This is a genomic window from Massilia phyllosphaerae (assembly GCF_034659755.1).
Lineage (GTDB): Bacteria > Pseudomonadota > Gammaproteobacteria > Burkholderiales > Burkholderiaceae_D > Telluria > Telluria phyllosphaerae.
The window spans coordinates 40,841-53,190 of record NZ_JAXSQX010000005.1; the positions used below are offsets into that span (position 1 = coordinate 40,841).

At 66.8% G+C, this 12,350-nt stretch carries 10 protein-coding genes; 5 read left to right on the top strand and 5 right to left on the bottom strand.

The features are described 5' to 3' along the window. Nucleotides 1-63: 63 nt before the first annotated feature. Genes U1H99_RS19145 through U1H99_RS19155 form a run of 3 tightly spaced genes read left to right on the top strand, consistent with a single transcriptional unit; the run spans nucleotide 64 to nucleotide 6,894 of the window. A complete protein-coding gene (locus tag U1H99_RS19145) occupies nucleotides 64-3,372 on the top strand; it encodes a transglutaminase family protein (RefSeq protein WP_323143309.1) in 3,309 nt (1,102 codons plus the stop codon). 37 nt (nucleotides 3,373-3,409) lie between these two features. Beyond that, a complete protein-coding gene (locus tag U1H99_RS19150) occupies nucleotides 3,410-5,971 on the top strand; it encodes a circularly permuted type 2 ATP-grasp protein (RefSeq protein ID WP_323143310.1) in 2,562 nt (853 codons plus the stop codon). Next, nucleotides 5,968-6,894: a transglutaminase family protein gene (locus U1H99_RS19155; RefSeq protein WP_323143311.1), complete on the top strand. Its 927-nt coding sequence runs from the start codon at nucleotides 5,968-5,970 to the stop codon at nucleotides 6,892-6,894. The genes U1H99_RS19150 and U1H99_RS19155 overlap by 4 nt, the downstream gene beginning before the upstream one ends. Nucleotides 6,895-6,900: 6 nt before the next feature. On the opposite strand, the gene U1H99_RS19160 is transcribed toward U1H99_RS19155, so the two are convergent. From U1H99_RS19160 to U1H99_RS19170, 3 genes are all read right to left on the bottom strand, one after another. Continuing rightward, nucleotides 6,901-7,839 carry an SHOCT domain-containing protein gene (locus U1H99_RS19160; RefSeq protein WP_323143312.1) on the bottom strand — a complete coding sequence of 313 codons (939 nt, stop codon included), beginning with the start codon at nucleotides 7,837-7,839 and terminating at the stop codon, nucleotides 6,901-6,903. Nucleotides 7,840-7,999: 160 nt separating this feature from the next. Next, nucleotides 8,000-8,428 carry a DUF2501 domain-containing protein gene (locus tag U1H99_RS19165; protein ID WP_323143313.1) on the bottom strand — a complete coding sequence of 143 codons (429 nt, stop codon included), beginning with the start codon at nucleotides 8,426-8,428 and terminating at the stop codon, nucleotides 8,000-8,002. A gap of 70 nt (nucleotides 8,429-8,498) precedes the next feature. Further along, the gene (locus U1H99_RS19170) at nucleotides 8,499-8,843 is read right to left on the bottom strand and encodes a winged helix-turn-helix transcriptional regulator (protein WP_323143314.1); all 345 of its coding nucleotides are present in this window, start codon (nucleotides 8,841-8,843) and stop codon (nucleotides 8,499-8,501) included. Between the two features lie 164 nt (nucleotides 8,844-9,007). Between U1H99_RS19170 and U1H99_RS19175 the strand changes: the two genes are divergently transcribed. Continuing rightward, complete coding sequence (locus tag U1H99_RS19175) at nucleotides 9,008-9,436, top strand: nuclear transport factor 2 family protein (RefSeq protein WP_323143315.1); 429 nt, start codon at nucleotides 9,008-9,010, stop codon at nucleotides 9,434-9,436. On the opposite strand, the gene U1H99_RS19180 is transcribed toward U1H99_RS19175, so the two are convergent. Beyond that, nucleotides 9,385-10,077, bottom strand: a complete 693-nt coding sequence (locus U1H99_RS19180) for a DUF2306 domain-containing protein (protein WP_323143316.1) — start codon at nucleotides 10,075-10,077, stop codon at nucleotides 9,385-9,387. The two genes, U1H99_RS19175 and U1H99_RS19180, sit on opposite strands and share 52 nt — an antisense overlap. A gap of 50 nt (nucleotides 10,078-10,127) precedes the next feature. Next, nucleotides 10,128-11,252 carry a zinc-binding alcohol dehydrogenase family protein gene (locus U1H99_RS19185; protein ID WP_323143317.1) on the bottom strand — a complete coding sequence of 375 codons (1,125 nt, stop codon included), beginning with the start codon at nucleotides 11,250-11,252 and terminating at the stop codon, nucleotides 10,128-10,130. A 195-nt stretch (nucleotides 11,253-11,447) separates the two neighbouring features. Here U1H99_RS19185 and U1H99_RS19190 point away from each other — a divergent pair, with 195 nt between their 5' ends. Next, a complete protein-coding gene (locus U1H99_RS19190; protein ID WP_323143318.1) occupies nucleotides 11,448-12,350 on the top strand; it encodes an AraC family transcriptional regulator in 903 nt (300 codons plus the stop codon).

A 12,350-nucleotide genomic window follows, 5' to 3' on the forward strand; every position in this document is an offset into this window, starting at 1 on the left:
ATTAAATAGCCAGTATGACGAACATTCAACGTCGATCGCGCCCACCACGAAAGGCAGCCCTGCATGGCAATCCGTATCGCGCTCCACCACAAGACCAGTTATCGCTACGACCGGCCGGTCACCCTGTCGCCGCATGAGGTGCGCCTGCGGCCGGCGCCGCATGCGCGCACGCCGATCCTGTCGTACTCGCTGAAGGTCGAGCCGGACACGCATTTCATCAATTGGCAGCAAGACCCTTACGGCAACTACATCGGCCGTTTCGTCTTCCCGGAGAAAGCGGACAAGCTCGAGTTCACGGTCGACCTGGTGGCAGACATGACCGTCATCAATCCCTTCGATTTCTTCATCGAGAGCTATGCCGAGACGTTTCCATTCACGTATCCGGAACAGCTGAAGACCGAACTGGGCGCCTATCTGCACAAGGAACCGGCGGGGCCGCTCCTGAACGAATTCGTGGCCGCGGTACGCCGCGAGCTGCTGGCCGAGCCGATGTCGACGATCGACTTCCTGGTGGCGATCAACCAGCGCCTGCAAGGCCGCATCGGCTACCTTCTGCGGATGGAGCCCGGCGTCCAGACGCCGGAAGACACCCTGCAGCTGTGCTCCGGCTCCTGCCGCGACAGCGGCTGGCTGCTGGTGCACATCCTGCGCGAACTGGGGCTGGCGGCGCGTTTCGTGTCCGGCTACCTGATCCAGCTGCGCGCCGACCAGGAGGCGCTGGACGGCCCCAGCGGCACGGCGGAGGATTTCACCGACCTGCACGCATGGACCGAGGTCTACATCCCCGGTGCCGGCTGGATCGGCCTCGACCCGACCTCGGGCATGCTGGCCGGCGAAGGCCATATCCCGCTGGCCTGCACGGCGATGCCCTCGTCGGCGGCGCCCGTCAGCGGTTTTACCGACAAGGCCGAAGTCAGCTTCGTCCACGAAATGACCGTCACGCGCATCCACGAAGACCCGCGCGTGACCAAGCCGTACTCGGAAGCGGACTGGGAAAAGATCGAGCGCCTCGGCCAGCGCGTCGACGCCGACCTGGCGCGCCACGACGTGCGCCTGACCCAGGGCGGCGAACCCACCTTCGTGTCGATCGACGACATGGACGGGGCCGAATGGAACACGCTCGCCCACGGCGAGCACAAGCGCGCGTTGGCGGGCCAGCTGACGCAGCGGCTGAAAAACCACTTCGCGCCGGGCGGCCTGCTGCACTACGGCCAGGGCAAATGGTATCCGGGCGAGCCGCTGCCGCGCTGGGCACTGAATATCTACTGGCGCGTCGACGGCCAGCCGATGTGGTCCGATCCATCGCTGTTCTCGGACGACGAGGCGGGCGAAGGGTATGGCAACGGCGAGGCGGGCCGCTTTGCCGCCGCGCTGGTGAAGTCGCTGGGCCTGGCCGAGGGCAGCGCCATCCCGGCCTACGAGGACGTGCTGGTGCAGGCGCTGCGCGAACAGGCGCTGCCTGCCAACCTCGACCCCTTGCTGGCCGACCTCAAGGCGCCGGAAGAACGGCGCCGGCTGGCGCGGCTGCTCGAGCGCGGCCTCGGCGAAGTGACCGGCTACGTGCTGCCCCTGAAGCCCAGGGAACAGGCCGCCGACGACAGCGCCTGGGAAACCTCCGCCTGGCCGGTCCGGCGCGAGCACCTGTACCTGATCGAAGGCGATTCGCCGATGGGCCTGCGGCTGCCGCTGGGCACGCTGCCGTGGGTGACGCCGGAAGAGCGCGATCCGGATTTCGCTGTCGACCCGTTCGCGCCGCGCGGCCCACTACCTGCGCCACACAGGAACCAGCGGCCGAGTCCGGGCGTGGCCTTCAGGCCGGTCGAACCAGTCGCCCCGGGTGCGCGCGAGGTCATCCATACCGCCCTCTGCGTCGAGGTACGCGACGGCCGCCTGCACGTCTTCATGCCGCCAATGCAACGCATCGAGGATTACCTGGCGCTGCTGGCGGCGGTTGAAGGCAGCGCGGCGCAATGTCAAGTGAAGGTACGCATCGAAGGCTACGCGCCGCCGCGCGACCCGCGCGTAAAACTGCTCAGCGTCACGCCCGACCCCGGCGTGATCGAAGTGAACATCCACCCGGCGGCCAGCTGGGACGAGCTGGTGCACAACGTGACCACGCTCTACCAGGAAGCGCGCCTGACGCGCCTGGGCACCGAGAAATTCATGCTCGACGGCCGCCATACCGGCACCGGCGGCGGCAACCACGCCACCCTGGGCGGTGCCAGCGCCGAAGACAGCCCGATGCTGCGCCGGCCGGACCTCTTGAGAAGCCTGATCACCTACTGGCAGGTGCATCCGGCCCTGTCCTACCTGTTCTCGGGCACCTTCATCGGACCGACCAGCCAGGCCCCGCGCGTGGACGAAGCGCGCGACGACAACCTGTACGAGCTGGCGATCGCGTTCCAGCAGATGGACAAGGTGCTGCCGACCCTGTCCGCGGGCGACAAGCCCTGGATGGTGGATCGCCTGCTGCGCAATCTGCTGGTCGACCTGACCGGCAATACGCACCGCTCGGAATTCTCGATCGACAAGCTGTATTCGCCGGACGGCCCGACCGGGCGCCTCGGCCTGGTCGAATTCCGCGCCTTCGAGATGCCGCCGCATGAGCGCATGAGCCTGCTGCAGATGCTGCTGCTGCGCGCCCTGGTGGCGCGCTTCTGGCAGCAGCCCTTCAAGGCCAAGCTGGTGCACTGGGGCACCTCGTTGCACGACCGCTGGATGCTGCCGCATTTCGTCACCCAGGATATCCGCGACGTCGCGCGCGACCTGCGCGCGGCCGGCTACGCCTTCGAAGAGCATTGGTTCGATCCCTTCATCGAATTCCGCTTCCCGCGCTTCGGCACCGTCGTCTACGAGGGTGTCGAGATGGAACTGCGCCAGGCGATCGAGCCCTGGAACGTGCTCGGCGAGGAAGTCAGCCTAGGGGGCACCGCGCGCTATGTCGATTCGTCGGTCGAGCGCATGCAGCTGCGGGTGCGCGGCCTGACCGATGGCCGCCACGTGGTCGCCTGCAACGGCCGCCTGCTGCCGCTGCATCCGACCGGCGTGCCGGGCGAGTACGTGGCCGGCGTGCGCTTCCGTGCCTGGAGCCCGTGGTCGGCCCTGCATCCGAGCATCCGGGTGCAGGCGCCGCTGGTGTTCGACCTGGTCGACACCTGGAGCGGACGCGCGATCGGCGGCTGCACCTACCATGTGGCGCACCCCGGCGGGCGCAACGAGACGGGCGCGCCGGTGAATGCCAACGCCGCCGAGGCACGCCGGGTCGCGCGCTTCTGGCCGCACGGCCACACGCCGGGACCCATGACGGTACGCAAAGAGGAGCTCAACCCGGGTTTCCCGATGACGCTGGATCTGCGCTGGCAACCGGACTGACCGGTTATCATGTTTCACCTTTACACCCGCCGCGTCCATGCCGAACCGACTACTTGACCACTATCTGGGCGCACCGGATGGCTTTGATGAAATGCTCGACGCGGCCGGTGTGCCGCGCGCGCACTGGCGCGCCCTGCTCGCCAGCCTGGAAAACGAAGCGCCGGACCTGATGCGCCAGCGCCGCGAAGCGGTGCAGCGCCAGGTGCGCGAAAACGGCATCACCTACAACGTCCAGGGCGATGCCGGCGGCCGGCAACGGCCATGGGACCTGAACCCGCTGCCGCTGATCCTGCCGCACGACGAATGGAGCGCCATCGAAGCGGCCGTGATCCAGCGCGCCACCCTGCTCAACAAGATCCTGTGCGACGTCTACGGCAACGAGGACCTGCTGCGCGAAGGCCTGCTGCCGCCGGCCCTGGTGCACGGCAATGGCGGTTTCCTGCGCCCCTGCCACGGCCTGCGGCACCAGGACGACGTCGCCCTGCATTTCTATGCGGTCGACCTGGCGCGCGCGCCCGACGGCCGCTGGTGGGTGATCGCCGACCGCACCCAGGCGCCCTCGGGCGCCGGCTATGCGCTGGAAAACCGCGCCATCATGACGCCCATCTTCCCCGACCTGCTGCGCCACCTGAAGGTGCGCTCGCCGGCCGGGTTCTTCCGCAGCATGCACGAGAGCCTGGTGCACTGGGGCCGCCGGTGCGCGGCCGAGGGCGACGCGCCGGCGCCGCTGCGCGAAGGCGAAATGCCGCTGATCGTGCTGCTGACCACGGGTCCGGCCGCCGAAACCTATTATGAACAGGCCTACCTGGCGCGCTACCTGGGCTTGCCGCTGGTCGAAGGCGACGACCTCACCGTGCGCGACGGCGTGGTCTACCTGAAGACCCTGGACGGCCTGCACCGGGTCCACGTGATCATGCGCCGGGTCGACGACGCGGCCTGCGATCCGCTCGAGCTGCAGAACACGCTCCAGGACGCCCTGCTGGGCGTGCCCGGGCTGACCCAGGCCGCCCGGCGCGGCAATGTGCTGGTCGCCAACAGCCTCGGCTCCAGCCTGCTCGACTCGGGCGCCCTGCTCGGATTCCTGCCGGCGCTGTCGAAGCGGCTGCTGGGCGAGCCCCTGAAGATGCCCTCGGTGGCGACCTGGTGGTGCGGCGAACCGGCCGCGCTGGAAGCCGTGGTCGACGGGCTCGACCGGCTGGTGATCAAGCCGGCCTTTCCCCATCTGCCGCCGTTCGCGGTGTTCGGCCAGGACCTGGACGCCGCCGGGCGCGCCGCTTTCATCGCCAAACTGCGCGCCGATCCGGACAACTACGTGGCCCAGGAAGTGGTGCAGCTGTCGCTGGCGCCGGTGTGGACCGACGGCGCGGCGCCGGGCGGCTCGCCCAGCCTGCGGCCGCGCGCCGTCGGCCTGCGCGTGTTCGCCTGCGCCACCCCGAACGGCTACGTCGTGATGCCGGGCGGCCTGACTCGCGTCGCCACCGGACCGGATGCGCGCGTGCTGACGATCCTGAAGGGCGGCGCCAGCAAGGACACCTGGGTGCAGGCGCGCGCCCGCGCCGAACCGCACCGCATGCAGAAACGCCGCGTCCGCGGCGAAGACCTGGTGCGCGAAGATACCAGCCTGTCCAGCCGCACGGCGGAAAACCTGCTGTGGTTCGGGCGCCATGCCGAACGCTGCGACAATATCTGCCGCCTGCTGCGGGTCGCCCTGAACATCCTGTTCAACGTGCGCGTCGACGAGCGCGGCCCCGAATGGCCGACCGTCGAGGCGCTGTGCATCTGGTTCCAGCTGATCGACGTGCAGACCATCATGCCGGCGCCGGGCGTCCGCCGCGCCGGCATCTTCACCGATGCGGCGATCGAAGCGGCCCTGCTGCAGGCGGTGGTCTCTCCGGCCGTCCCGGGACTGGCGCGCCAGCAGCAGGAACTGCACCGGCTCGCGGACCAGCTGCACGAACGCTTCTCGGCCGACAACTGGCGCGCGCTGAGCCGGATGGCGCAACCGGCGATCGTCCGCGGCGAGCGGCCGTCGCAATCCGAAGTGATGACCATCCTGGACGAGGCCGCCACCGCACTCATGACGCTGGCCGGCTTCGCACTCGACGGCATGACGCGCGACCTCGGCTGGCGCTTCATGTCGCTCGGGCGCCGCCTGGAGCGGCTGCAATTCCAGAGCCTGGTGCTGCAGCGTGCGCTGGCCATGGACGGCAACGGCAACCTCGACTGGCTGCTCGAGCTGTCGGACAGCAGCATCACCTATCGCGTGCGCTACCGGACCCAGCCCGAATGGCTGCCGGTGCTGGATCTGCTGCTGTGCGACGAGACCAATCCGCGCTCGGTGCTGTTCCAGATCAACGGCATCCTGGGCACGCTCGACAAGATCGCGCACACCCATGGCCCCTGCGGCGCCCACCTGCTGCTGCCCCTGAAGCAGGAACTGGTCGCGCTGCGGCCCGACACCGACCTCAACCATGGCAACGCGAAGCTGACCGACCTGCTGACCCGGATCGAGTCGGCCAGCGCGGCCCTGTACGAGCAGCTCGGCATCCAGTTCTTCAACTACGGCGGCAGCAAGGGCGCGCAAAGGAAGCGCGCATGAGTGATCCGACGCCGGGCGCAGACGTGTGCGCGCGCTACCGCGTGGTGCACGAAACGCGCTATGCCTACCAGAGCACGGTCAGCCTGTCGCAGCAATACCTGCACATGACGCCGCGTTCGTTTGCGTTTCAAGCGACCGAGTCGCACCTGATCTGGCTCGACCCACCGGTCAGCGACAGCCAGGAGGGCATCGACTACTTCGGCAACCACACCCGCCACGTGGCGCTCACCCAGCCGCACGACAGCCTGCTGGTGCACGCCGAGTCGACGGTCGCGCTGCGCCCGCGCCCCGGCCTGGCGCAGATCGCCGGCACGCTGCCCTGGGAAAGCGTGCGCGACATGATGGGAAAGGAAAAAAGCGCCGCCACGCTGGAGGCGTGCCGCTACCTGTACACCTCGCCGCACGTCACCGTGTTCCCCGAGCTGGAAGCGTATGCACGCCACAGCTACACGCCCGGCAGGCCGCAACTCGACGCGGCGCTGGACCTGACCCAGCGGATCTTCGACGATTTCGAATTCGACAGCAAGGCCACCGAGATTTCCACGCCGCTCGAACAGGTGCTGCGCAACCGCCGCGGCGTCTGCCAGGACTTCGCCCAGCTCATGATCGGCTGCCTGCGCAGCATCGGCCTGCCGGCGCGCTACATGAGCGGCTACATCCTGACCCACCCGCCGGCCGGCAAGCCGCGCCTGGTCGGCGCCGATGCGTCGCATGCCTGGGTGTCGGTGTTCTGCCCGGTGCTGGGCTGGGTCGATTTCGATCCGACCAACCGTTGCCTGGTGCAGCACGAACACATCACGCTGGGCTGGGGCCGCGACTTCAGCGACGTCACTCCGATGCGCGGCATAGTGCTCGGCGGCGGCATGCAGACGCTGGCCGTGGAAGTCACGGTGACGCCGCTGCCGCTGCCGGGTGAGGCATGAAGCGCGCTACAGGCGCGCCAGCAGTTCCGTCTTCTTGGCGTTGAATTCCGCTTCGGTCAGGATGTTCCGGCTGCGCAGTTCGGCGAGCCGGTCGATCATCGCGAAGATGTCCATGCCGGCTGCATTGCCGGCACTGGCAGGCTGCGCTGGCGCGGCGGGCGGTGTGGAGGCCGGTGACGCTGCTTGCGCAGGCGACACTGCCGGCGCTGCCGGCGCTGACGATGGTGACGTAGCCAACGCGGCTGACGCTGCCTGGCTGGCTGGTGCCGCCGCCTGTGCGCCGTCGACCGACACTACCGGCAGCCTCGTTATGTCGATCAGGCCGTGCTGGCTGGTGAAGGCGAGCGAGCCGCCCTGCGACTGTTGCTGCGAAAAGCCGCCGATCCGGTGATCCCGGGTGTCGTAGACCGTGACCTTGCCGTTGACGTCGATCGCCAGGCGGCGCGCCTGGGCGAAATAGGCGTAGCGCACGCCGTTCTGGGCACCGGTGCTGTCGGGCCGGCCCAGGCCGGTTCCCCACCAGTCGGCCGCGCTGCCCGGCGCCGGTGCGACGAACAGGCTGGCGCCGCTGCCGGCCGCCGCCTGATGCCAGGCCACGTCATCCCGGCCGCCGCCATGGCTGGCCTGCTGCTGGCCGCCCTGCCGCTGCGACTGGAAACTGCCGCTCGCAAGCAGGTCCGGCTGGGTTGCCACCAGGTGCGCCAGCTCGGCGCACAGCTTGTCGATGCTGGCTTTGAGGGTGTTGTTGAACATGTCCGACACCATGGTCATGCCGCCGCTCATCCACTGCCCCGAGCCCGCGAATTCCGGGTGATTGAACTGGGCCATCCGGCCGTTGCCGTCGATGACCGCCTGCAGCATGCTCAGGACCGCTTCGGTGCTATAGCCGTAGCGCTTGGCGATGTCGTCGACGATCTGCTGTCCCGCGGGAGAAAGTTGCCGCATGTTAGTTTCCTGACGTTGAATTCGTTGCTGCTGCAAAGCATGGCTGCCCGGCCTGGGCCACTGGGATGCCAAGATAGCACAACGATACCGGGTCCGTCTCCACGCCCGGCCTGCGCATGCGGCGTATGGCGCAGCGTGCCTGCAGCGCCGCCGCACAGCGTCAGAGAAAGGACTTGGCCTGCGCCAGGACCGTGTCGCACGCCTTCCTGGCGAGCTCGGCCTTCGAGCCACCGCCGCGCAAGTCCATCGCATTGCCGTTACTGCCGCGCAGCAAGCCCTTCATGCCGTCGGCGTAGCCTTGGTCCTGGGTGCGCTCGCCGCCGGGCAGCTTGCCCATCAGCTGGTCCTTGACCGATGCAGCGCGATCGCCGCTCAGGTAATTGTTGCCGATGCAGTATTGCAGCAAGCCGGCCACGTTGCCGATGCTGCCGGACGTCATGGGGGCGCCTGCCATGTCGGCGATGCTTTTCAGGTCACCGCCGCGGTCCCCCTTGCCCAGCAGGCTGTCGATCTGGCCGAGGGCGCTTGCGGCCGGCAGCGCGGCTGCCAGCGCCAGTCCGGCATACCGCCATAGAGAAGGTTTCATCATGGTCTCCCGATGCAAGGGCAAGGAAATTTGCCGATGACATGCTCTCAGCATAGCGGACGGCGGCCGGCGATCAAGAAGGCTCGGGCGCGGGCATGGGCGTCTGCGCCTGGAAGTGCGCCCGATTGCGGTTCCCCCACTCACACAAGGGCTGCAGCGCCAGCGCGAGCGACCGTCCAAAGTCGGTGATCGCGTATTCCACCCTCGGCGGGATCTCCATGTAGTCATGGCGCGTGACGATGCCGTCTTCGGTCAGGCTGCGCAACTGCTGGATCAGGACTTTCTCGCTGATGCCGCTCACCAGGCGTTTGAGCTCGCCAAAGCGCCGCGGCGACCCTTGCAGGTAGAACAGCAAGAGCGGCTTCCACTTTCCTCCAACGTAATGCAATGCCACATCCAGGCCACAAACCGGTTCCATACGCCACCCCTACTTACCTTTTGGTAGGTACTAGTATAGATGAAACCGCATGCCTACAATCATGTCGTCGGCTCTTCCGCCGATGACGAACATGGCCTTGGCAGGCTATCGTCACGGCGCCAAATGTACCTGTCGCAGTGTTTGCGACCTTACCGGGAACCAGTATGTCAACCAACGAAGAAATCATCAGGGAACTTTATGTCGTCGCAGAAGGTGCGAACCCGGACCTGGACAGGTTCGCCGCCCTCTTCGCAGAAGACGGTTATTTTTTGGATATGTCTTCGGGCCAGAAATGGACCGGGGCCGAGGTTCGCCAGCCGCTCGAGGGTCTGTCATCGACCTTCCCGGATTTTCACCGTGAACTGCTGAAGGTGTATTCGGCAGCAGATGGCGTCATCGTCGTCGAGCTCAGGTTGCAGGGCACCCATGTGGGCGATTTTCCAACCCGGGGCGGTGTGCTGCGTGCCAGCGGCAAACGGTTCGATGTCCCGTGCTGCGACGTGTTCGTCATGGAGGGAGGGAAGGTCAAGGCCTTCCACTGCTATAACATGCGGTCTGTCTGGCTCGAACAACTGGGTGCCGGGAACGGCTGACTGACGACACGCGGGCCTGGCCCACGGTGCCGGACATAGATTTCGGCAATGACCATGTTCGGCACCCAGGCCAGCCATGCGATGCAGCGGTAGGCAAGAGCGAAATCGATACCGAGGACCTGGGACAGCGGCAAGTAGATCCTGAGCGTGACCGCCGCAAACGTCAATGCGTAGGAGCGGATCATCCAGGCCCGGTGTCGCGGAAAATCGCGTGCGCGCGCCGTGCGCAAACCCTGCAGCGTGGCGTAGAGCCACAGCGTACCGAGCGCGCCGAAACCCGACGCCGCCACAGGGCCGGTGGACACGCCCGCTGCCAGGACGAGTGCCGAGGCGCCGCCGGCGATGCAAGCCGCCACATACAAGCGCCCGCTCGCGCGATGCAGTCCGGGCCGCCGCCGCACGACGTTGGACAGTTGCATGGCGCCCAGTATCAGGGCGGTCGACGCCGCACCGGCATGCACGGCGATCCAGTGGTCGAAGAAGCGGTTGGCGAGCACGTTGTCCGGCACCGGTCCGGCTTGCACGATGTAGCGACAGGAAAGCAATCCGACACACACGGCGAGCAGCGCGCCGCCGTAGCGAACCGCTTTCGATAAGGTCGATCGCGCTGTCATGTTGATTGGGCGTGTTGTTCCGTTCATCGTATTCCCCTGACAAGTCCGCTGTACTACAGGTTTTTCATGCGCATGGATCAGAGCGTCACCACCAGTTTAGCGGCAGACAAGCCTGCTTCATGCATTGCCATCGCCGCCGGTATCGCCTCCAGGCCGTGACCAGCAACCCGACAGGGCGGACTGGGCTGGAATGCGCCGCTTGCAAGCGCCTCCGGCAGGTAATCCTGGAAAATCAGCGGACCCACGTGGTTGTGGATCAGTGCGGTGCCCCATACGAAGGGCGTCGCGACACCGTGCCGCTTGGCACGCCACATCAGCTTCAGCAGGCCGCTTGCGTTACCGACCAGGATGGGTAGCAGTTTGCGCAGGCGTCCGCGACCGGCGGGAATGCCGTCGAAGGTGGCAGGTGGTGTGACTACCGCCACGGTCCGCGCGCCGCCTGCCGCGACCACCAGGTCCAGGCATGCGCTCGCGGCGCCGGTACCGATCGCCACCGCACCGGCACAGCGCGACTGTCCAAGTGCGCCGACCAGGTCGGCCACGACCGTGGCGCTGCGGTAATCGAATGCCTGGCGTGCTCCCAATCCCCGGACGAAGTCCACATTTTTAGGGGAACAGGTGGTCAGGACATCGTAGCCGGCGGCGACGGCCAATTGGATCGCATTTGCACCGACGCTGGTCGAACCGCCCCAGACGACGACAGTTTCGCTGCGGCGCTGCCGCTGCACCCGGGGCGGCGCGAGGGCCAGGAATTCATCCTGGAACAAGGCGCAGGCCGCCGTCGACAGGCCCAGCGGCAACACGCTGGCCTGGTCGTAACCCAGCGCGGCGGGCAAGGGCGTCATCATGTGTTCGAGCAGCACGACGTAGTCCTGGAACGCGCCTTCCGCCGCGCGATTGCGCCCCTTGTCGACACCGCCGGCCAAGCCCAGCACGCGGTCTCCCGGTTGAAAGCGGGTGACGGCCTCCCCCACCTCGACGACATCGCCTGCCAGATCGTGACCGACGACCATGGGATAATTCAGCCACGGACAAGCCAGCGAACCGATCGTCTGCAGATGGCGATCGAAAGGATTGAGCGCGACGGCGCGCGTGCGCACGACCACTTCGCGGCCGCGCGGCGCCGTATAAGGTGCCTCCGCCACGCTGAACGGGGCTTGCTTGGCAGCAAGCCACAAGGCCTTGTTGAGAGTCTCTTGCATGTGCGCTCCTCGATAAAGAACGCCCATTTTAGGGAGGCAAGACCAGATGAAGAATGCGTAAAACTCGCTGAATTCGTCGCAATCGTCCAGAAACCGCATCGCGAGGATTATTTGCCGGGTACGTCGCCGGCAGTCGCCGGATGCCATTGCAAGCGGATATGATGCGTGCTTTGAATGCTCGTGTTGGCCCGATTGATGGATCCCTTGTCCGATATGTTGTCGATGCTGCGTCCTACCGACTATGCCTTTCGCGGATTGGAAGCCGGCGGCAGCTGGTCCCTCCATTACCCCGCCGACGGCTCGCTGAAGTGCTTCGCCATCAGCCTGGGCAGTTGCTGGTTGGTCGGCGATGCGCCGATCGGCCAGCGCCTGCTGCACCAAGGCGATGTGGTGATGGTATCGGGCGGCACCGCCTTCCGTTTGTGCAGCAACCTGGAACAACAGCCGGTCGACGTCGCCGAGGCATTGACGGTAGTCGGTCCAGGGAATGTGGCGCGCATCGGGACCGGCAGCGACTGCGCCGGGCTCGGTGGCTACTTCGGCTTTGCGAATACCCATGCCGGCATCTTGCTCGCCATGTTGCCGGAGGTATTGCACGTCGCCTCTAGCGCAGGTGAAGCCTTGCGACTATCGATTGCACGGCTGATGGAAGAACTGCGCTGTCCGCGGCCAGGCGGACAATTGATGGCCAGCCATCTGGCACAGGCCCTCCTCATTGAAGCCCTGCGCCATCACCTCGACGGCACCGCGCCGGGCCGGGGCAATTGGTTGTACGCCCTGCAGGACAGCAAGCTGCGCAGCGCGCTCGGCGCCCTGCATGCCGAACCGGGGCGCCCCTGGACCGTCGCCCTGCTCGCCGCGGCCGCCGGCATGTCGCGCTCGGCATTCGCGGCGCACTTTGCCGAGACGGTGGGTGAAGCACCGATGGCTTACGTCACACGATGGCGCATGCTGCTGGCCCATGAGCACCTGAGCGTCAAAGGCGCCACCATCAGCCGTGTCGCAGCATCGCTCGGCTACGAGTCGGAGAGTGCCTTTGGCGCAGCGTTCAAACGCATTCTTGGCGCGTCGCCGCGCAAAGCCGGTAGATCGTCATAA

What these genes read in the sequence shown, in the direction of transcription:
- U1H99_RS19145 (WP_323143309.1), top strand. Translation starts at nt 64, where the DNA reads ATGGCAATCCGTATCGCGCTCCACCACAAGACCAGTTATCGCTACGAC.
- U1H99_RS19150 (WP_323143310.1), top strand. Translation starts at nt 3,410, where the DNA reads ATGCCGAACCGACTACTTGACCACTATCTGGGCGCACCGGATGGCTTT.
- U1H99_RS19155 (WP_323143311.1), top strand. Translation starts at nt 5,968, where the DNA reads ATGAGTGATCCGACGCCGGGCGCAGACGTGTGCGCGCGCTACCGCGTG.
- U1H99_RS19160 (WP_323143312.1), bottom strand. Translation starts at nt 7,839, where the DNA reads ATGCGGCAACTTTCTCCCGCGGGACAGCAGATCGTCGACGACATCGCC.
- U1H99_RS19165 (WP_323143313.1), bottom strand. Translation starts at nt 8,428, where the DNA reads ATGATGAAACCTTCTCTATGGCGGTATGCCGGACTGGCGCTGGCAGCC.
- U1H99_RS19170 (WP_323143314.1), bottom strand. Translation starts at nt 8,843, where the DNA reads ATGGAACCGGTTTGTGGCCTGGATGTGGCATTGCATTACGTTGGAGGA.
- U1H99_RS19175 (WP_323143315.1), top strand. Translation starts at nt 9,008, where the DNA reads ATGTCAACCAACGAAGAAATCATCAGGGAACTTTATGTCGTCGCAGAA.
- U1H99_RS19180 (WP_323143316.1), bottom strand. Translation starts at nt 10,077, where the DNA reads ATGAACGGAACAACACGCCCAATCAACATGACAGCGCGATCGACCTTA.
- U1H99_RS19185 (WP_323143317.1), bottom strand. Translation starts at nt 11,252, where the DNA reads ATGCAAGAGACTCTCAACAAGGCCTTGTGGCTTGCTGCCAAGCAAGCC.
- U1H99_RS19190 (WP_323143318.1), top strand. Translation starts at nt 11,448, where the DNA reads ATGGATCCCTTGTCCGATATGTTGTCGATGCTGCGTCCTACCGACTAT.